We start from the raw sequence: 19,475 nt of genomic DNA, 5'->3' as shown, positions 1-19,475 counted from the left end.
GACGCAGCCTCTAAGCTCGATCATCGTGAATCCGTCCCGGCCGCTGCTTCCGTTGTGGCTCGCGGTCGTCGCCGGCGCGGGCGGCGGAGTGGTGTTCGATGCGGCGTTCCCCGCGATCGACGTGTGGCCCCTGGCGTTCGTCGGCCTCGCCCTCATGCTCGTCGCCTGCATCGGACGCTCTGTCGGCGGTGCCGTCCTGGTCGGCGTGTGCTCCGGCCTCACGTTCTACCTCACCCAGGTGTCGTGGACGGCGCTCTATCTCGGTCCCGTTCCGTGGCTGGCCCTGTCGGTGTTCGAGTCGCTCCTGTTCGCGCTCGGAGCTGTCGCCATCGCACTCGCGTACCGGTGGATTCCGCAGGCGTTCCCGTCGGCGCTGGGCCGTCTGGGCCTCGTGCCGGTGGCCGTCGCCGGAGCCTGGACGGGCCGCGAATGGCTCTCCGGGAACTGGCCGTACGGCGGGTTCGCCTGGGGCCGCGCGGCGCTGTCGCAGTCGGAGAGCCCGTTCGCGCACCTCGTCGCCTGGTTCGGCGTCTCAGGAGTGTCGTTCCTCATGGTGTGGCTCGTCGCACTGGCTATCGAGTGCGCGCGGTACCGCAGCGACCCCTTCGATCCGATGCCGCGCAGGTCCGTGCCGTCAGCGGCGGCCCGCCCCTGGTGGCGCTTCGGTCTCGCCGTGGGCGCCATCGCCCTCGTGCTGGCCGTGCCACTCTGGCCTGCGACGACGGCGGGATCCACCAGGATCGGTGCCGTGCAGGGCAACGGACCTGCCGGATACTTCGACGGCGCCCAGCCGGGAGACGTGATGAACGCGCAGATCCAGGCGACCCTGCCGCTGATCGGCAAGAAGGCCGACATGGTGGTGTGGCCGGAGGGCAGCGCCGACATCGATCCCACTCGCGACTGGTCGTCGGCCGCCGTGCTCGACGAGCTCAGCACGAGGCTCAAGGCGCCCATGATCGTCGGCACCATCACGCACCGGCACGGCAAGTACTACAACACGTCGCTGCTGTGGAAGGCGGGAAAGGGCGCCGTCGAGCTGTACGACAAGAAGCATCCGGTCCCGTTCGGCGAGTATGTGCCCGACCGGTCGTTCTGGATGCCGTTCGCACCCCAGCTGCTCGGGCTCATCCAGCGCCAGTACGTGCCGGGCACCAGGAGCAACGTGTTCGACGTGAACGGCGTCAGGGCAGGCATCTCGATCTGCTTCGACATCGTCGACGACCAGCTCGTCACCGACATGATGAACGGTGGAGCACAGGTGATCCTTGCGCAGACGAACAACGCCGACTTCGGGCGGACCAAGGAGAACATGCAGCAGCTGGCCATCGCGCGCCTGAGGGCGATCGAGACGGGTCGCAGCCTGGTCAACATCTCCACGGTGGGCACGAGCCAGATCATCGATCCCGAGGGCCGCACGATCGCGCACATCCCGGCGTACCGCCCGGGATCGATGCTGACGGATGTGCCGCTCGGCACCACGACGACGCCCGCCACGCTGCTGAGCAGGGCGATCGAAGTCCTGGTGTGCGGGCTGGGCCTGGGCGCCGTCGTCGTGGCCGGGATCACCGTGCCGCGGAGCCGTCGCCGCCGTTGAAGGCGCATCGCGCCGTCGAGCCGCTACGCAGCCGTCGCTGCGCCGGCGCGGATCCGTCGCCGGACGCCGAATCGCGGAGCGATGCTCCTCACACACGAAAACGCAGCCTGCCGTAGCAGGCTGCGTCACCATGCGGCCGGGTCTGTCCCGGCAGGGGCGCTCAGGCGCCGATCTTGTGCTCTCCGCGACGCGCGCGCAGGTAGGCGAGGCGCTCTTCGAGCAACTCCTCCAGCTCGGCACGGGTGCGGCGCTCCAGGAGCATGTCCCAGTGGCTGCGCGGCGCCTTCGCGTCGGAACGGTCGACCTCGACGGGCGCGTCGTCGACGAGCAGGGTCGCCTCGTGCCCGCAGTACTTGCACTCCCAGGTCTCGGGCGCTTCTGCGTCTGCCGCGAACACGACCGCCGTCTCACGGTCGCAGTTCGAGCACTTGTACTTGTAGTTGATGCGGGCCGAGAACGTGACGCCCTCTTCGCTCTGTAGGCTCTGGGCGCCCAGTCTCATCCCGCGCAAGCTGCGATCTGCCATTGTGTGGTCTCCTTCTCGCGATGCCTCCACACTTATAAACCGTCAAGCTGGGCGTTCTCTGCCCGGCGCGCGCGGAGATTCAGGCTCCTTTCAGGGATTTTCCCTCTTTTCGGCCCCCCAATTCGAGGCCTCCGACCGCTCGAGAACGTCGACGAGGAGGTCGCACCGATCGGTCACGATGCCTTCGACGCCGAGGCGGACGAGCTCCGCCATCTCCTCGGGATCGTTGACCGTCCACACGTGCACCTCTCTGCCCGCGTCGTGCACGGCGCGCAGGTACGCGGGGGAGACGACGGTCAGGCCGGATCGCCGACGTGGCACCTGCACGGCGTCCACACGACGGAGGGCCATGCGCACCACAGGTGCGAGGCGGAGCCGGGCGCCGATCAGGCTCAGCACGACGCCGGGGGTGGACGCCGAGGTGGCGACACCGTGGAGTGCACGGACGGCGCGCCTGCGTCGACGCTGCTGGAACGCCGTGACGAGCACTCGAGACTCCGCGCGCGCCTCCAGGATGTCGCCGATGGCGGGACGCAGTGCGGCCTCGGTCTTGATGTCGACGTTGAAGCGGGCATCCGGAAAGGCGGCCAGCGCCTGGGCGAGGGTGGCGAGCCTTCCGCCGCCCACCAGCTCCAGCTCGCGGAGCCTGGCCCACGTCAGCTGCTCGACGGGCCTCTCGACGCCCGCGATGCGGGTCAGCTCGTTGTCGTGGCAGATGACGGCGACACCGTCCGCGCTGGCGTGCACATCCGTCTCGATGATGTCGGCCCCCGCCTGCAGCGCCGCACGGAACGCGTCGAGCGTGTTCTCGGCCGAGCGCACAGCGAGACCGCGATGCGCGATCACACGCGGGGGAGTGCCATCGAAGAATCGCGACGAGGCGGCCATCCGCGTCTACGGGGTGTCGTCCGATGCGGAGGCGGCGCCGTCTGAGCCTCTCGCGGATGCCTCGCCCTCAGCATCGCCCGAGGGCTGGGATGCACGCGAGGCAGATGCGTCGGACGGGCCGGCGCTCGCGGCATCCGACGGCGAGCTCATCGGCGGCAGCCCCGCCGGCGCGGCGTCCTCGGCGCGCATCGCTTCTCGTTCCGCCTCGGCGACCGCGGCTTCGGCGGATTCGTCCACCAGACCGGAATAGTCGCTCGGGGCCGCCGGCGGCAGGTCAGCACCGGCTTCCGCGGTCTGCTGTCCGGCATCGGCTCCCGCATCCGCACCGGGGGCGGGCAGGAACGATCCGAACGGGTTCGTACCCTTGGTGGCGAAGCCCTCGCCGATGCCGCGCAACGCCTCCGTGAACTCGCTCGGGATGAACCACAGCTTGTTCGAGGCGCCCTCTGCGATCTTCGGCAGCGTCTGCAGGTACTGGTACGCCAGCAGCAGGTTGTCCGGCTTGCCCGCATGGATGGCGTTGAAGACGGTCTGGATGGCCTTCGCCTGCCCCTCCGCCTCGAGCACCGCCGCCCTGGCCGACCCCTCGGCGTTGAGGATGGCGGCTTGCTTCGTGCCCTCGGCCGTGAGGATCGCCGACTGCTTCGTGCCCTCCGCCGTGAGGATGAGCGCGCGACGGTCGCGCTCTGCGCGCATCTGCTTCTCCATGGAGTCCTGGATGGACGCGGGCGGGTCGATCGCCTTGAGCTCGACCCGGCTGACCCTGATGCCCCACTTGCCGGTGGCCTCGTCCAGCACGCTGCGGAGCTGACTGTTGATGTTGTCCCTGCTGGTGAGCGCTTCCTCCAGGTTCATGCCGCCGACGACGTTGCGGAGCGTCGTCGTGGTGAGCTGCTCGACGGCTCCGAGGTAGTTGGCGATCTCGTAGGTGGCCGCGCGCGCATCCGTCACCTGGAAGTAGACGACCGTGTCGATCGACACGACGAGGTTGTCCTCCGTGATGACCGGCTGCGGCGGAAAGCTCACGACCTGTTCCCGCATGTCGATCAGGGGGCGCAGCCGGTCGACGAAGGGCACGAGCAGATTGAGGCCGGGCAGGAGCGTCTTGTGGTAGCGGCCGAGCCGCTCGACCACGCCGGCTCTGGCCTGGGGGATGATCCTGATCGCCCGGAACAACGTGACCAGCACGAAGATGAGGACGATCGCGACGATGACCGCGACGATGATCTGCACGATCAGAACCTCCACGTTGTTCATGCCGACGTATTTCCGGCCGGCACGACGACGGCTGTCGCACCCTCGATGCTGGTGACGAGCACCGTCGTACCCGGTTCCAGCGCCGGGCCGGGGGATGCTCCGCCTGCGGCGAGCCGCGACGTCCAGACCTCGCCGTTGGCGAGCTTCACCAGCCCCCTGCCGTCGTGTCCGAACGACTGCACGACGCGGCCCTCCTGTCCGAGGAGCGCGTCGACGTTGCTGCGAGCCGGATCGCCTCCCCGCCGCAGGGCATGCAGCAGCGGCGGCCGCAACAGGAACAGCAGAAGTATCGAGAGCACCGCGGCCACGAGCAGCTGTGCCCACCAGGGGAGACCGAAGAGCCCGCTGACCAGTCCGCCCAGGGAACCGATGGCGAGCATGAGGAAGACGAAATCGAGCGAGAGCATCTCGATGATGACGAACACGAGGATCAGCACGAGCCAGGCGATCCAGGCGTAAGACGAGACGACATCCATGTCGCTCACGCTCCTTCCGCGCTCGGTCCGAGGCTACCAGCATGCGGCAGCGACCCGGCAAAGGCGCGGTCACGCCCGACGCGCAGCGGTCGAGTCGTCGTGGATGCGACGGTCGACGGTCGCACGACGAGGCACGGCAGGCGGCTGAGATACTGTCCTGGTGCCTCCCGGCGCATCAGTCCCACCCTCCGAGTCCTAGGAGTCCGCATCGTGAGCAACCCTCTCGCCCCGTCGTCGCTGACCGGAAAGCGAGCACTCGTGACCGGCTCGTCCCGAGGCATCGGCGCCGACACCGTCGGCTACTTCGCCGAAGCGGGCGCGTCCGTCGTGATCAACTACCGCAACAAGGAGGCGAGGGCGCGAAAGCTGGCGCATGCGATCGAGGCGTCGGGCGGGACGGCGATCGTGGTCGGCGCGGATCTCACCGATCCGAACTCCGTCTCGGCGATGTTCGACACGGTCAAGGAGAGGCTCGGCGGTCTCGACATCCTCGTGCTCAACGCCTCTGGAGGCATGGAGTCCGGCATGGAGCCCGACTACGCCATGAAGCTGAACCGCGACGCGCAGGTCGGTCTGCTCAAGGCGGCTCTGCCGCTTCTCGCCGAAGGCTCCAGGGTGGTGTTCGTCACGAGCCATCAGGCTCACTTCATCCGCACCACTCCGACGATGCCGGAGTACGAGCAGGTCGCCATCAGCAAGCGGGCAGGGGAGGATGCGCTGCGCGAGCTCATCCCCGAACTGGATGCACGTGGCATCGGTTTCGTCGTCGTCTCCGGCGACATGATCGAAGGCACCATCACCGCCACGCTTCTGGAGCGCGCCAATCCGGGCGCCATCAACGCCCGGAAGGAAGCCGCTGGACGGCTGTACAACGTGAGCGAGTTCGCCGCAGAGGTGGCCAGCGCCGCCGTCGACCCGATCCCGGAGGACAACACCCGGCTCATCGGGAACATCAGCGACTTCGAGACGGAGGCCTGATCCTGTGAAAGCGCAGGACATCACGCGACTCGTCTCGGTCTCCCGCCCGACGCTGAGCCCGGAGGGCGGCACGGCGGTCGTCGCGACGGCCAGACCGGATCTCGACGCCGACTCCTACGTCGGCCAGCTCTGGTCGGTCGACGTCAAGGGCAGCACGGCTCCTCGGCGGATCACCAGGGGATTCCGGGATTCCGTGCCGCAGTTCTCGCCGGACGGCTCCGCCATCGCGTTCCTGCGGGCCGAACCGGGCAAGCCGGCGCAGCTGCACGTGATGGCGACGACCGGCGGCGAACCGCAGAAGGTCACCGACCGCCTGCTCGGCGTGTCCGACTTCGCGTGGTCGCCCGACGGCTCGACGCTGGCGTTCGTCTCACGGGAGCCGGAACAGGGCCGCTACGGCACGGTGGAAGGCGTCGAGCCCTCTGCAGAGCCGCCTCGCCGCATCACGACCTACCGCTACTCGGCCAACGGGCTGGGCTGGATGCGCGATCGTCGCACGCAGGTGTTCGTCGTTCCCGTGCCCGACCTGTCCGCAGCGCCGATCGTGCAGCCCACCGCGTCGGCCGAAGGGCCGGCGCAGCCTCGACCAGCCGTCCCTGAGCCGCGCCGGCTCACGTCCGACGACGCCGAGCACGGCGGAATCGTCTTCACGCGCGACGGCCGACACCTCGTCGTCGTCTCGGACGGCCATGAGAGCGCGGACGAGGACCTGCGGAGCATCCTCACCCTGGTGCCGGTCGACGGCGGGGAGGCCCGCACCGTCGTCGGCGCGGCAGAGAACCTGTCCATCGCGGACGGCCCAGGCTCCGTCGCTGTCTCGGCGGAGGGGTCTCTGTACTTCCTCGCTCAGGACGTGGGGGAGTCCGGACGCGATTTCGTTGCGCGCAATACCTCTCTGTATGTCGTCGGGGCCGAGGGCGGTGCACCGCGCCGCCTCACGGATCCCGAGACGATCGACCTGACGGGCAGCGCCGTCGTACTCTCGCCATGGGGAGCTCTCGTGCAGAGTTCGGAGCGCGGCAGGATCGTGTTGCTGGCGGTGACCGAGGACGGTCGCGTGTCGCCTCTCGTCTCCGATCGTGAGGTGACCGGCGTGGCGGCAGCGGGGGAGACCATCGCGTTCTCCTTCCAGTCCGAATCGACGTTCGGCGACCTCGCGGTGCTCCACCCGGCGGCGCTCTCCGAACGCGGGGGCGACTCGGTCGACCCAGCTGCGACGGAGCAGGCCGACGTCGAGGAGCGGGGCGACAGGGGAGGGGAGGGCAGGAACGGCGACGCCGCACGCGTGCTGACCGACTTCTCGGCGGAAGTGCGCGCAACCGGCATCCGCATCCCCATCGAGTTCGAGACCCAGGGGCGCGACGGATACCCGGTGCACGGCTGGATCGTGCTCCCGGAGGGCGACGGTCCGCATCCGGTGCTGCTCAACATCCACGGGGGACCGTACGCGCAGTACTCCGTCCACCTGTTCGACGAGTCGCAGGTCTACGCCGATGCCGGATACGCCGTCGTGTACTGCAATCCGCGCGGATCCGCGGGATACGGCCAGGAGCACGGCCGAGCGATCAAGGGCAGGATGGGCACGGTCGACCTGAACGACGTGCTCGACTTCCTGGATGCCGCCATCGCGGCGCATCCGCAGCTCGACGGCGAGAGGATCGGCATCCTCGGCGGTTCGTACGGCGGCTACCTGACGGCGTGGACGATCGCGCACGACCACCGGTTCGCCGGAGCGATCGTGGAACGCGGATTCCTCGATCCCGTGTTCTTCTTCGGAACGAGCGACATCGGCTCGTTCTTCGGCGAGGAGTACAACGGCGTCGATCCGGATCGGATCGCCGCGCAGAGCCCTCAGGCTCACGTGGCAGACGTGCGGACACCCACGCTCGTGCTGCATTCCGAGAACGATCTGCGCTGTCCGCTGAGCCAGGCCGAACGCTACTTCGCGTCGCTCAAGCGAGGCGGGGTCGAGACGGAGCTCGTCGTCTTCCCGGGCGAGGACCACGAACTGAGCCGCGCCGGCCGGCCGCGGCACCGGGTGCAGCGCTTCGAGGTCATCCTCGACTGGTGGGCGCGGCACCTGCCGAGTGCCGGCAATCAGCCGGCGGCCTGACCGCGTCATCCGCGCACGAAGAAGGCGCCGACCCAACTGGGCCGGCGCCTTCCTCGACTTATCGAGCCGACGTCACGCGGCCTTGAACGTGAACGCACGCACGACCTGGATGATGCCGAGCACCACCAGCGAGATGCCGAGCAGCCACCACAGCACGATGGCGCCCCAGAGCGGCGACAGCAGCAGGATGATGCCGGCCACGATGCTGAGGATGGCGAAGAAGACCGACCATCCCTTCGATGCGGCCGTCTGGAGCGTGGTGAGCGCGACGACGCCTTCGACGATCCACATGATGCCGACCAGGATGCCGACGAACACGGCCAGCCAGACGGCGGTCTGCGCCAGTTCCGTGAACGCGATGATGCCGGCGATGATGAACAGAACGCCGAGCACGATGTGTCCGACGCGCGCCCATCCGCGCATGGCCTTCGAGAAGATCCCGAGGCCTGCGTAGACCAGGCCGCCGATGATCGCGTAGGCGGCGATGACTCCGGTGAGCGCGACGGCGGCGTGCCCCGGCCAGACGAGGATGATGATGCCGACGATGAGGGCGACGAGGCCGCCCACTCCGAACGCGATGCGGATGCCGTTCACCGCGGTGGTTGCGGCGGGAGTTTCAGTGGACATGGGGCCACCTTTCCTGTGAGATCCCTGTGAGGTTCGGGCTGAGCCTAGCGGCCCCGACCTCGGATGCGCGGTTCATTCGGTCGAATAACCCGAATCGTGTCATCGACGTTCATCTCGTCGCGGCGAGTGCTGCCGGGGGACCGGCATGCCCTGAAGGGGACGGCGACCGTTCGACGACGTGCGGGAGGGCACCCGGGGATGTCCGCCCGCACGTCGAGAGCGAGTATGAAGTTTTCGCGCACGGGCCGCGCGTAGCGAGGTCCGTGCGATTATGTCAGCCTTGCTCAGCCCGCCGGTGTCGCGCTCGGGATCGGGGAGGGCGTGGGAACCGGCGCAGGCGGATTCTGCGTGCTGCCGGCCGGGGCGCACGTGGTCGGCGCCTTCTTGCCTGCGAATCGGTCGGCGATCCAGCCGAGGTACTCACCCTTGGCGTCGGTCGGGATCGTCTGGTGCGTCGCACCCTCGTAGATCGTGTACTCGACCGGCTTGCCGAAGCCGCAGGCCCGCTGGAAGTACTGCGTCGTGCCGTTGGGGTTCACGACCGTGTCCGCCGTGCCCTGCATGATGAGCACCGGCGCGGTGGGCGCCGCATAGCCCGGCGTGTTCTCGTTCAACCGCTTCTGCCAATCGGACGGGATGCTGGGCTGAATCAGCGTCTGGAACGGCGTCGTGACGTTGGAGCTCAGCACGTAGGCGAGGTGATTCACGCACTGGATGCCGGCTCCCGCCAGCGCCTCCTCGCCGGCCTTCGTCACGACCTCGGACGCCTTCAGCTCGGCATACGCCGCGAGGAAGCCGCGGAACACGTTGAGCTGCAGCGCGGCAGCGTGTGCGACCGAGACCGAGTTCTCCGGGCCGGACTGCACCTTGCCGGCGAACTGTGGCCCGTTGTCGGCCGCCGGCGCGAGCGCCGCCGTTCCCTTCAGCTTCAGCGGTGCACCGTACGACGTGTTCTGGCCCATCCAGACGGAGGCGCCGCCACCCTGGGACCAGCCGAGCACCACCACGTCGTTGCCGGCGTGGGTGTCCTTGAGCTGCTGCGCGGCCTTGACCGAGTCCCAGACGTTGTTCGCCTCGGAGTCGAGCACGGTGTACTGCTGCACGCCCGGCGTGCCGAGGCCCTGATAGTCGGTGGCCACGACCACGTAGCCGGCCTTCAGCATGTCGGTCAGCGCGGGAACGCCGACATCCTGCTGGAAGGGGCTGTCGTAGGTGAAGTAGTCGCTCAGGTCGACCGCGGGCTTCGCGGCAAGGGATGGCGCGCAGTTGCGCCCGCCGCCCTCGGTGCCGTGAGCCCAGGCGACCACCTTGCGACCGCCGGCGGGCGCAGCACCTGTCGGAGCCACGACGATTCCCGAGACGGCGACGGGCGTGCCGTCGTGCAGCTGCGACAGGTACATGACCCGCCACGCCCGAGCGCCGGCCGGCGCAGGCACCCGTTCAGACTTGATGAGGTGACCGTGCTGACCCTTCGGCAACGGCGACGGCGGCGTATAGAAGTCCGGAATGTCGAACTGGCCGTCGGTGGCACCTTGCGTGTCACTGGCCGACTTCGCGGCCGGTGATGAGCTCGGCGTCGCCGCCTCGGCCGTGCAGCCGGCGACGAGAGCTCCAGTGATCGCGACGATCGCCACGGCGATCGTCCCTCTGGAAAATGGACGTAGTCGTGCTGGGGTTATCCCCCCGAAGAAACCCATGCGCGCAGGCTAGCAGCGGACGCAGCGTTCTCGTGAACACGAATGGTCGCCAGCGCGTCGCAGTGATGTCGTCTCCGAACGAGTGCCGTTCGTGGTCATTCGGAGGCGACGGCTGGCCCTCGGGATCGACTTTATCATTGTCCGATAATGCACATTATGTCAGGACGGAGAGATCGGCGCTCTCCCGCGCTGACGCCGACCTCGCGCTCGGAATCGTGCAGACACGAAACCGTGCAGACAAGGAACCCTGCAGACTACAGGTCAGGCAGAGTCGGATGGCCCCTCGCCAGCCCTGGCCACGATCCCTCGCACCGTGACGAGCAGCCAGTCGGCGTAGTGCTCGAGACTCCATCCCGATTCGTCGACCAGCTGCCGGTATCCCTCCGGCGACATCACGAACGACAGCGCGTCGGCGAGCTCGCCACTGGATGCCTCGTCCAGGTTCGCCGGCGCCCCGTCGGTCCGCGACGCGAGCAGGTCCACCAGCGCGCGGTAATCCGCGTGCCGCCTCGAGAGCAGGCCCGTGAACGTCTCCTGCAGCTGGGCGTCGCCGCGTGCCGCCGCGGTCAGCGTCGCCCAGAGACTCGAGGTGCGAGCGTTCGCCGACGCGACGAATCGGACGATCTCGGCGAGCATCCGCTCGTGGTCGTCGAGTGCTGCGATGGCCGCGACCTCGGGACGCTCCGCGAGCGAGGACTCCCCTGCCTCTCCCCCGAACGCGAGTTCGAACGCCGACAGCAGGAGCGCTCGCTTGGGTCCCTGCGCCTTCACGCTCTCCACGGAGACCCCGGCATTTCTCGCGATGTCCGCGAGCGATGCGTTCGCGTAGCCTCGCTCGGAGAAGACCTCGGCCGAGGATTCCAGGATCCGGCGCCTCGTCTGCTGGGCATGCTCCTCCCGCAGAGTCGACCGGTAAGGGCGCTTCGAATCCACTATTGACTACCCTTCAAGTGTAGTGAATACTACATCCGTGTATCCGATTGTAGCCCCGATGAGGTATCGATGAACCGCCGCCCGCTCGACATCCTCGTGTGCAGCGCCCCCGTGCACGGACACGTCACTCCCCTGCTGGCCGTCACCCGCGCACTCTCCGACCGCGGCCACCGGATCCATTTCCTCACCGGGCAGCGGTACCTCGACGCCGCGACGGCGGCCGGCGCCTCGTCCGTCATCCGTCTGCCCGCCGAGGCCGACTACGACGATGCCGACCTGGATGTCGCGTTCCCAGGCCGAGTGGGACTCAGCGGGCCAGCCGGCATCCGGTACGACATGACCGAGATCTTCCTCCGCCCCGCGAAGGCCCAGCTGGAGACGATGGATGCCGCCATCGCGCGCCTCGGCATCGACGTCGTGCTCGCGGAGAGCCTGTTCCTCGGAGCCGCCCTGCTAGCCTCACGCCCTGCGACCGCGCGACCGCCGGTGCTCAACCTAGGGATCGTTCCGCTCGCGCTGAAGAGCAGGGACACCGCGCCGTTCGGCCTCGGCGTTCTGCCGAAGCCGGGGGTCGTGGGCCGGTTGCGCAACGCGGCCCTCACCGCGCTCACGGAACGGATCATCTTCGCGCCGGTGCAGCGCGCGGCCGAGCGGGTCGGCCGGCAGGCGGGCACGGGTCTCGCCGGATTCCTGCTCAACTGGCCGGCGTACTCGGATGGCGTGATCCAGTTCACGGTCTCCAAGTTCGAGTACCCGCGTTCCGACACCAAGGTGCCCGTGTTCTTCGTCGGACCCGTCTCGCGAACCCGGCCGTCGGACGGCGAGCTGCCCGAATGGTGGGACGACCTCTCCGACGGACGCCCCGTCGTGCACGTCACGCAGGGCACCCTCGCCAACAGCGACTTCGGCGAACTCCTCCTGCCCACGATGCGCGCGCTCGCGCACGACGATGTCTGGGTGGTCGCGTCGACGGGCGGTCGACCGACGTCGGTGCTCGGGTCGGACCTGCCTGGCAACGTGCGCGTGGCGCAGTATCTGCCGTACGACCGGCTGCTTCCCCGCACCGCTGTCTATGTGACGAACGGCGGGTATGGCGGCATCCACTACGCCATGCAGCACGGAGTCCCGATCGTCGTCGCGGGGACGACGGAGGACAAGGCGGAGGTCTCCGCGCGCGTGGCATGGTCGGGAGTCGGCATCCGGCTCGGAACGAATCACCCCTCGCCCGAGGCCGTCGGGTCGGCGGTCAGGACGGTGCTCGGCGACCCTGGGTATGCCACGCGGAGCGCCAGGATCGGCGCCGCCATCCGTGCCTCTTCGGGTCTCGACGGGCTCGAGGACGCCGTGCTGCGCACCGTGGCCGAGCACGGTGGCCGGCCAGCAGCCGAGGATCGGCGCGCCGTCTCGTGATCGGCCTGTCATGATCGGTTTCTCGCGGTCCGCCCGTGCCGAGCGTCCTCTCGCTGTCTGCCGGTCGTGAACGGGCCGCCGTGACCGGAATCGACGCGGCTCGATAGAGTGCCGCCGAGCGTCGAAAGGAGCGACGTGCACGACGATCGGTCCCGCGGCCAGGCGGAGTCCGCCCAGGAGCCTTACTCGTTCGTCATCGTCGCACTTCTCGACGCCCTGCCACCGGGCCATGAGTTCCGCGCGGATGCCTGGCCTCTGCATGTCACACTCGTGCCGCCGTTCACGACGGAGGTCGCCGCATCGCACGTCGAGCGGGTCGTCGAGCAGGCCTGCCGCCCCTTCTCCCCCGTCGACGCCCGCATGCTGGCGCGCGAGCTGTACGGGCGACGCCGAGACGTTCCGGTGGTGACGCTGGAGCCGAGCCGCGCGCTGCACGAGCTCCACGTCCACCTCCTGGATGCTCTCGAGCCGGTCACCATCGACGGCGCGCGGTCCCGGCACGTGCGCGCCGGGTTCCGGCCGCACGTCACGGACCGGGCTGGAGCCGCGCCGAGGCCAGGTTCGCTCGTACGGCTGAGCCACGTCGCCGTGGTCGAACGCGATCCTGCGCCGGCCAAGGGGATCCGCCGACTCTCCGCCGTCATCCCGCTCCGGCCGTGACGGCCACGTCCACGTCCGCGTCCACATCTACGGCAGGTTCGCCATCCACCTCAGCAGAAGCGGCACCGCATCGGTGGCCACGGTTCCGTGCGTGGCACTCGGAAAGACGTGCGACTGGACGGTGGCGCCCGCTGCCTCCTGAGCGGCGACATACCGGGCCGTGATGGCCGGGCGAACGAGAGTGTCCTTCCCGCCCTGCGCGACGAAGAGGGGCACGGGAAGCGGCGCGCTACTCGGACTGTTCGCCGCCAGCAGTGGTCCCCACGTCGGGTCGGAGCCCGGGTCGTGCAGCAGGAACGATCCGACGAGAGGCTTCGCGATGGCGTGCAGAGCCTGGTTCTGACCGAAGAGGCACTCGGCCGACATCTCGGGCAATGCCCGAATCGCGGCGGGCGTGAGGATGGTCGCCAGAGCGTCGTGCGGAAGCTGTGTCGCATACGCGGCCGCGTACGACGTGAAGGCGTACGAGGCGATCGTGACGCCTGAGACGTCGCCGATGTCGGCGGACAGCAGGTCGGCCAGATCGGTAGCCGGCGCCGCCACCGCCACGCCGGCGACGCGGAGTTCCGGCGCGTACGAACGGGCCATCTGGGCAGCGAAGAGCACGGCCTGTCCGCCCTGCGAGTGTCCCCAGAGCACCACACGGTCTCCGGCGTGCGCAGCGGACACAGTGCGCGCCGCTCTCACGATGTCGAGCACGTTGGCGCCTTCGACATCGCCGAGCAGAAACGACGGCGGACCGGCGATCCCCATGCCGGAGTAGTCGGTGGCCGCGACGACGTACCCGGCTCGCAACAACGAGCGCAGACCTTCGATGAAGAAGAACGGATCGATGCCGACCGACGGCGCGCACCTCGCGGCGATGCCCGAGGTCGGATGCCCCCACGCCACGACCGTGCGGCCGCCGGGCGGCGCCTTTCCCGTCGGCGCGATCACCGTCCCTGACACCAGGGCGGGCCTGCCGTTCTGGTCAGTGGATGCGTAGATCACCCGCCATGCCTTCGCTCCGGCCGGCGGTGCAACGACGGGCTCGATCTTCACCACGTGGCCGGCGCGCACGGGAGCCGTCGGCGACGGAGCACTGTAGAACCCAGGCGATCCCGCCTCCGCCTCCTCGCCGGCGACGAGCCGTTCGCCGAATCGTTCGACGGGAACCGCGGCGCCGAGAACGAGGGCGAGCACGACTCCGAGGAGCACCGCGACGGTGAACCTGCCAGGCGACATCCGACCGGTTCTCCGTCGCGGCCCTGTGCTCATGTGCCGGAGAAGCCGGACTCGACCAGGGCGATCAGCTTGTCGACGGCGTCTTTGCCGGTCTCGTCACGGGCCGCGATCTCCACCGTCGCGCCCTGCGTGAGCCCCAGCGACAGGATGCTCAGCAGGCTGCGCGCGTCCTTGCCGTTGACCGTCACCTTCTCGCCGAGGCTGGTGGCGAGCTTGACGAATTCGGCCGCCGGCCGGGCATGCAACCCATCGGGGTTCACGAGCGTCGCGGTGCGCACATATCCGCGCACCACGGGAACGGCGCCGGTCGCGGGAACCATCGCGGCCGCCGCCCGCGCGACCTCATCCAGGCTCGCACCGATCTGCGCGGACACTGCCGCGGAGACAGCACCCTCGACAAGCGGTCCGTTCGCGACGACGACCCTCCGCGCCCAGTCCCCGCCGAGCAGCTCGACCGCGGTGTCCGCGCTGAGGACAGCCGACCCGAGGTCGGACAGCACGACGACTCCCGATCCGTCGTCCGCCTCCTGGATGGCTGCCATGACGCGTTCCACGTCCGTTCCGAGCCGCCCGTCCGCGGTGCCACCGGCCGCGATCGCTGTCACGTCTGGGCCCATCTCCGCCATGAGCTCAACGACTCCGCGAGCGATCAGCTCGCTGTGCGAGACGACCACGATGCCCACGGTTCCGCGCGAGGCCGCCGCGCTCATGCTGCCGCTTCCGCAGCCGCGCGCAGGATGACGGCGGTCGACACCGCGCCAGGGTCGCGATGCCCCACTGCCCGCTCCCCCAGATAGCTCGCGCGCCCCTTGTGCGGCAGCAGCGCATCCGTCGACGCCGCGCCCTGCTCCGCCCCGCCGGCCGCAGCCTGGAGGACCTCCCGTGCGTCGCCGCCCGACTCGGAGGCGGCGCGCGCCGCTGTCGCGGCCGCCGACCACGCATCCACCATCGTCTTGTCGCCCGGCACCGCGTGGCCGCGCTCCTCGATGCCTCGCAGAGCCGCGTCGATGAGCTCCACGACGTCCCGGGATCCCAGCTCGTCGCGGCCGGACACCGCATCGGATGCGCGCAGGAACGCGGTCCCGTACAGCGGACCGGCCGCTCCGCCGATCGAGGAGATCAGCTTCATCGCCGCCGCGCGCAGCACTTCGGAAGGCGTCGATCCTCCGGCGCCGTCGCCCAGCGCCGCCCGCACCGCCTCGAAACCGCGGTTCATGTTCTCGCCGTGGTCGCCGTCGCCGATCTCCCGGTCGAGTTCGTTGAGCGTCGGCGCCTGTTCGGCTATCGCGTCCGCCGCTGCCGTGAGCCACGCCACGACCCAAGCACTGTCCAGTATCATGTGGTCTTCACCTCGTCCGTTCCCGTCGACTACCGTCGTGCTCCGCGTCGTGTCATGCGCCCCAGCGCAGGGTCGGCGTGAGCACCGGCGCGTCCCACAGCTCGATGAGACCGTCGTCGACCGTGAGCAGCGTCACCGAGAACCCTGCCATGTCGAGGGCGGTCACGTACGAGCCAACGAGCGACCGCGCGATCTCGACGCCGATGCCCTGCAGACGTTCGGCCATCCGGCGATACACGACGTAGAGCTCGGCCCCGGGTGTCGCGCCCATGCCGTTCACCATGGCGATCACGCGCTCGCCAGGCAGACGCGGAAGATCCTCGAGCACCGCGTCGAGCGCGAGATCCGTCAGCTCGTCCGCCCGTGCCATGCCGATGCGCGACCTTCCGCGCTCGCCGTGGATGCCGATGCCGAACTCGATCTCGTCGGCCGCGAGCTCGAAGCTCTGCCTGCCGGAGTGCGGGACGGTCGGCGACGCGATGGCAACGCCCATCGAGCGCACCGAGGCGACGAGGCGCTCGGCCAGCCCGGCCAGCGAGTCGAGGTCGTCGCCCCGTTCGGCTGCCGCTCCCACGAGCTTCTCGATGAGCACCGTCCCCGCGACCCCGCGTCTGCCGGCCGTGAACTCGGAGTCGAGCACGGCGACGTCGTCGTCGATGATCACGGTGCGCACGAGGATGCCCTCTGCCGCGGCGAACTCCGCGGCCGTCTCGAAGTTGAGCACGTCGCCCGTGTAGTTCTTCACCAGATACAGGACTCCTGCTCCCTGGTCCACCTCGCGCGTGGCGGCGAGGATCGGGTCGGGCGTCGGCGACGTGAAGATCTCGCCGGGAACTGCCGCGTCGAGCATCCCGATGCCGACGTAGCCGGCGTGCAACGGCTCGTGCCCGCTGCCGCCTCCCGACAGCACGGCCACTTTGCCGTTCCCGGGAGTCGATCTCACGACGTAGACAGGAGACGCGTTCACCCGCACGAGATCATGGTGTGCGCGCGCGAAACCGGCGAGCGATTCGGCAACGAATCGTCGAGGATCGTTCACCAGCTTCTTCATGCTCGGCCTTCCGGGCATCCGGCGCCCGTCACCTGGTCGCCGCGATCCATTCGTCCAGTTTCGCAGCAGCCGCACCCGAGTCGATGGCCCGCGCTCCCACCTCGAGCTTCTCCGTGAACCGTTCGAGGATGCTCCGCAGTCCGCTTGTGGGGTCCGCCGCCAGCTCGAACGCGACGAGACCCGCCGCCGCGTTGAGCAGCACGATGTCGCGCACGGGTCCGCGCTCGCCGGCCAGCACAGCGCGCACGATCTCGGCGTTGTGGGCCGCGTCGCCGCCCTTGAGATCGTCGATGCTCGCCCGGGGGATGCCGAGGTCCCTCGGATCGATGTCGTGCTCGGTCACGAGTCCACGCGAGATCTCCCACACATGGCTGTGGCCTGTCGTCGACAGTTCGTCGAGGCCGTCGTCCCCGCGGAACACGAGCGCCGTCGCACCGCGGGTCTGGAAGACGCCGACGATGAGCGGAACCCTGTCGAGCTGGGCGACGCCGACGGCCGAGGCCTCCGGCCGAGCCGGGTTGATCAGCGGCCCGAGGATGTTGAAGACGGTCGGGATGCCGAGCTCGCGCCGCACGGCACCGGCGTAGCCGTAGCCGGGGTGGAACAACGAGGCGAAGGCGAAGGTGATGCCCGCCTTGCCGAAGACGTCCGCGACGCGTTCGGCCGGCATCCCCAGGTCGAGGCCGAGGGCGGCCAGAACGTCCGAGGAACCGGACTGCGAGCTCGCCGCCCGGTTGCCGTGCTTGATGACCGGAACGCCGGCTGCCGCGGCGACGATGGCCGCCGTCGTCGACACGTTGACCGTGCCGTACCGGTCGCCGCCGGTGCCGACGATATCGAGTGCCATGGGTGCAAGCGGAAGCGGTACCGCGTGCTCGAGGATCGCGTCGCGGAATCCGACGATCTCGTCGACCGTCTCCCCCTTGGAGCGCAGCGCGACGAGGAATCCGGCGAGTTGGGCGTCAGTGGCCTGCCCCGTCATGACCTGTTCCATGGCCCAGGCGGCATCGGCGACGCTGAGGTGTTCGCCCTCGAGCACGGTCGAGATGATCGTCGGCCAGGTCCGGGTTTCCGCCATATCAGCGATCTTAGGGGCGATCGAGCCGAGAGCCCGAGGAGCGTGCTCGGGCGGATGCCGTGATCCGGTCTCAGCGCGGGCAAAGCCGCGATATCCGGCCGATTGAGCCCCCGAATGCGAAAACGGCCCTACGAAATCGGCCATAATGGGACACGTGACGAGCACCTCGATTTCTCCATCGGCTCCGGCGCCGACGATCAACCGCCCCAACGTGGTTGCCGTCGGAACCATCGTCTGGCTGGGCAGCGAGGTGATGTTCTTCGCGGGCCTTTTCGCGATCTACTTCACGCTGCGCTCCACGTCGCCGCAGCTGTGGGCCGCCGAGACCGCTCACCTCAACGTTCCCTACGCGCTGACGAACACGCTCATCCTGGTCGCCAGCTCCTTCACGTGCCAGTTCGGTGTCTTCGCCGCTGAGCGCCTGCAGGCCCGCTCTACCGGGTGGCAGCCGCGCAACTGGGGCATGGTCGAGTGGTTCACACTCAGCTACGCCCTCGGCGCCATCTTCGTCGCAGGCCAGGTCGTCGAGTACGCCACCCTCATCGGCGAGGGCGTCTCCATCGATGCCAACGCCTACGGTTCGGCGTTCTACCTCACCACCGGCTTCCACGCGCTCCACGTCACGGGTGGACTTATCGCGATGCTCTTCGTCATCGGCCGCGCCTTCGCGGTGCGCCGGTTCGGAGACAAGGAAGCGACGAGCTCGATCGTCGTCTCGTACTACTGGCACTTCGTCGACGTCGTGTGGATCGGGCTCTTCCTGGTCATCTACGTCCTCAAATAGGAATCAGGAGCAGAGCACCTCAATGCGGGAGACAACGCACAAGACCGCTCGTCAGCGCAAGGCCGGCCGACGGCACCCGCTGGCCACGGTCGCCCTCATCGCGATCGGGCTTGGCCTGACGGGCGGCGCCTACGCCGCCTTCAACGCGACGGGCTCCACGGCCGACGCCGCGGCATCCAGCCAGAGCGACGTCGACGCGGGCAAGAAGCTGTTCCAGGCGAACTGCGCCAGCTGCCACGGCCTCGACGCCCAGGGCACGGACGCCGCCCCCAGCCTCATCGGCGTCGGCGCCGCCGCCGTCGACTTCCAGGTCGGCACCGGCCGGATGCCGATGGCCATGCAGGGACCGCAGGCGCAGGAGAAGCCGCCGCAGTTCGGTCAGCACGAGATCGACGAGCTCGCCGCGTATGTGGCGTCGCTGGCCCCCGGACCAGGCATCCCCGACTCGAAGTACACCGACGGCAACGGCGACGCGGCCAAGGGTGCTGAGCTGTTCCGGGTGAACTGCGCGATGTGCCACAACGTCGCAGGCGCCGGTGGCGCGCTGACCGAAGGCAAGTACGCTCCCCCGCTGCACGGCGTCACCCCGGATCACATCTACGAGGCGATGGTGACCGGGCCGCAGAACATGCCGGTGTTCAACGACCGGAACATCACGCCTGAGAACAAGCGCGACATCATCACGTACCTGCAATACATCCAGGCCAACCCCTCCCCCGGTGGATTCGAGCTCGGATCGCTCGGCCCCGTCGCAGAGGGCCTGTTCGTCTGGATCTTCGGCCTGGGTTCGATCGTCGCTCTGACGGTCTGGATCACGGCGAAGTCGAACTGATGCACGCG

General features: G+C 69.0%; 19 protein-coding genes. 7 read left to right on the top strand and 12 right to left on the bottom strand.

Going from position 1 to position 19,475, the window contains the following annotated elements:
* Positions 1–25 precede the first annotated feature (25 nt).
* Positions 26–1,594, top strand: coding sequence for an apolipoprotein N-acyltransferase (lnt, locus tag VHB92_RS12170; RefSeq protein ID WP_325454023.1), 1,569 nt, complete (start codon positions 26–28; stop codon positions 1,592–1,594).
* A gap of 160 nt (positions 1,595–1,754) precedes the next feature.
* On the opposite strand, the gene VHB92_RS12165 is transcribed toward lnt, so the two are convergent.
* The 4 genes from VHB92_RS12165 to VHB92_RS12150 all read right to left on the bottom strand — a co-directional run bounded on the left by VHB92_RS12165 (position 1,755) and on the right by VHB92_RS12150 (position 4,741).
* Positions 1,755–2,120, bottom strand: a complete 366-nt coding sequence (locus VHB92_RS12165) for an RNA polymerase-binding protein RbpA (protein ID WP_325454022.1) — start codon at positions 2,118–2,120, stop codon at positions 1,755–1,757.
* A 90-nt stretch (positions 2,121–2,210) separates the two neighbouring features.
* The gene (locus VHB92_RS12160; RefSeq protein WP_325454021.1) at positions 2,211–3,008 is read right to left on the bottom strand and encodes a glycerophosphodiester phosphodiesterase family protein; all 798 of its coding nucleotides are present in this window, start codon (positions 3,006–3,008) and stop codon (positions 2,211–2,213) included.
* A gap of 6 nt (positions 3,009–3,014) precedes the next feature.
* Positions 3,015–4,265, bottom strand: coding sequence for an SPFH domain-containing protein (locus VHB92_RS12155; protein ID WP_325454020.1), 1,251 nt, complete (start codon positions 4,263–4,265; stop codon positions 3,015–3,017).
* Positions 4,262–4,741: an NfeD family protein gene (locus VHB92_RS12150; RefSeq protein WP_325454075.1), complete on the bottom strand. Its 480-nt coding sequence runs from the start codon at positions 4,739–4,741 to the stop codon at positions 4,262–4,264. The genes VHB92_RS12155 and VHB92_RS12150 overlap by 4 nt, the downstream gene beginning before the upstream one ends.
* A gap of 210 nt (positions 4,742–4,951) precedes the next feature.
* On the opposite strand from VHB92_RS12150, the gene VHB92_RS12145 reads away from it, so the two are divergent.
* Both VHB92_RS12145 and VHB92_RS12140 read left to right on the top strand, forming a co-directional pair.
* A complete protein-coding gene (locus tag VHB92_RS12145; protein WP_325454019.1) occupies positions 4,952–5,719 on the top strand; it encodes an SDR family oxidoreductase in 768 nt (255 codons plus the stop codon).
* A 4-nt stretch (positions 5,720–5,723) separates the two neighbouring features.
* Positions 5,724–7,832, top strand: coding sequence for a S9 family peptidase (locus VHB92_RS12140; RefSeq protein WP_325454018.1), 2,109 nt, complete (start codon positions 5,724–5,726; stop codon positions 7,830–7,832).
* Positions 7,833–7,904: 72 nt separating this feature from the next.
* On the opposite strand, the gene VHB92_RS12135 is transcribed toward VHB92_RS12140, so the two are convergent.
* From VHB92_RS12135 to VHB92_RS12125, 3 genes are all read right to left on the bottom strand, one after another.
* Positions 7,905–8,459, bottom strand: a complete 555-nt coding sequence (locus tag VHB92_RS12135) for an HdeD family acid-resistance protein (protein ID WP_325454017.1) — start codon at positions 8,457–8,459, stop codon at positions 7,905–7,907.
* 284 nt (positions 8,460–8,743) lie between these two features.
* Positions 8,744–10,093 carry an alpha/beta fold hydrolase gene (locus VHB92_RS12130; RefSeq protein WP_325454016.1) on the bottom strand — a complete coding sequence of 450 codons (1,350 nt, stop codon included), beginning with the start codon at positions 10,091–10,093 and terminating at the stop codon, positions 8,744–8,746.
* 324 nt (positions 10,094–10,417) lie between these two features.
* Positions 10,418–11,089, bottom strand: coding sequence for a TetR/AcrR family transcriptional regulator (locus VHB92_RS12125; RefSeq protein WP_325454015.1), 672 nt, complete (start codon positions 11,087–11,089; stop codon positions 10,418–10,420).
* 69 nt (positions 11,090–11,158) lie between these two features.
* On the opposite strand from VHB92_RS12125, the gene VHB92_RS12120 reads away from it, so the two are divergent.
* Together VHB92_RS12120 and VHB92_RS12115 are read left to right on the top strand one after the other, a co-directional pair.
* Positions 11,159–12,499 (top strand): glycosyltransferase, encoded by a 1,341-nt coding sequence (locus VHB92_RS12120; RefSeq protein WP_325454014.1) that lies wholly within the window; start codon positions 11,159–11,161, stop codon positions 12,497–12,499.
* 135 nt (positions 12,500–12,634) lie between these two features.
* Positions 12,635–13,159: a 2'-5' RNA ligase family protein gene (locus tag VHB92_RS12115; RefSeq protein ID WP_325454013.1), complete on the top strand. Its 525-nt coding sequence runs from the start codon at positions 12,635–12,637 to the stop codon at positions 13,157–13,159.
* Positions 13,160–13,186: 27 nt separating this feature from the next.
* On the opposite strand, the gene VHB92_RS12110 is transcribed toward VHB92_RS12115, so the two are convergent.
* The 5 genes from VHB92_RS12110 to trpD are packed head-to-tail and all read right to left on the bottom strand — an operon-like array spanning position 13,187 to position 17,851.
* Complete coding sequence (locus VHB92_RS12110) at positions 13,187–14,383, bottom strand: alpha/beta fold hydrolase (RefSeq protein WP_325454012.1); 1,197 nt, start codon at positions 14,381–14,383, stop codon at positions 13,187–13,189.
* A 29-nt stretch (positions 14,384–14,412) separates the two neighbouring features.
* A complete protein-coding gene (gene dhaM, locus VHB92_RS12105; RefSeq protein ID WP_325454011.1) occupies positions 14,413–15,093 on the bottom strand; it encodes a dihydroxyacetone kinase phosphoryl donor subunit DhaM in 681 nt (226 codons plus the stop codon).
* Positions 15,090–15,722 (bottom strand): dihydroxyacetone kinase subunit DhaL, encoded by a 633-nt coding sequence (gene dhaL / locus VHB92_RS12100; protein ID WP_325454010.1) that lies wholly within the window; start codon positions 15,720–15,722, stop codon positions 15,090–15,092. The genes dhaM and dhaL overlap by 4 nt, the downstream gene beginning before the upstream one ends.
* Before the next feature lie 52 nt (positions 15,723–15,774).
* Positions 15,775–16,773: a dihydroxyacetone kinase subunit DhaK gene (gene dhaK / locus VHB92_RS12095; RefSeq protein ID WP_325454009.1), complete on the bottom strand. Its 999-nt coding sequence runs from the start codon at positions 16,771–16,773 to the stop codon at positions 15,775–15,777.
* A gap of 28 nt (positions 16,774–16,801) precedes the next feature.
* A complete protein-coding gene (gene trpD / locus VHB92_RS12090; RefSeq protein WP_325454008.1) occupies positions 16,802–17,851 on the bottom strand; it encodes an anthranilate phosphoribosyltransferase in 1,050 nt (349 codons plus the stop codon).
* A gap of 145 nt (positions 17,852–17,996) precedes the next feature.
* On the opposite strand from trpD, the gene VHB92_RS12085 reads away from it, so the two are divergent.
* Positions 17,997–18,635: a heme-copper oxidase subunit III gene (locus VHB92_RS12085; RefSeq protein WP_325454007.1), complete on the top strand. Its 639-nt coding sequence runs from the start codon at positions 17,997–17,999 to the stop codon at positions 18,633–18,635.
* A 22-nt stretch (positions 18,636–18,657) separates the two neighbouring features.
* Positions 18,658–19,467, top strand: coding sequence for a cytochrome c (locus VHB92_RS12080; protein ID WP_325454006.1), 810 nt, complete (start codon positions 18,658–18,660; stop codon positions 19,465–19,467).
* Positions 19,468–19,475: the final 8 nt, after the last annotated feature.

The sequence above is a fragment of the Humibacter sp. genome, assembly GCF_035547335.1.
Classification (GTDB): domain Bacteria; phylum Actinomycetota; class Actinomycetes; order Actinomycetales; family Microbacteriaceae; genus Humibacter.
This window is presented reverse-complemented; position numbering and strand designations above follow the sequence as displayed.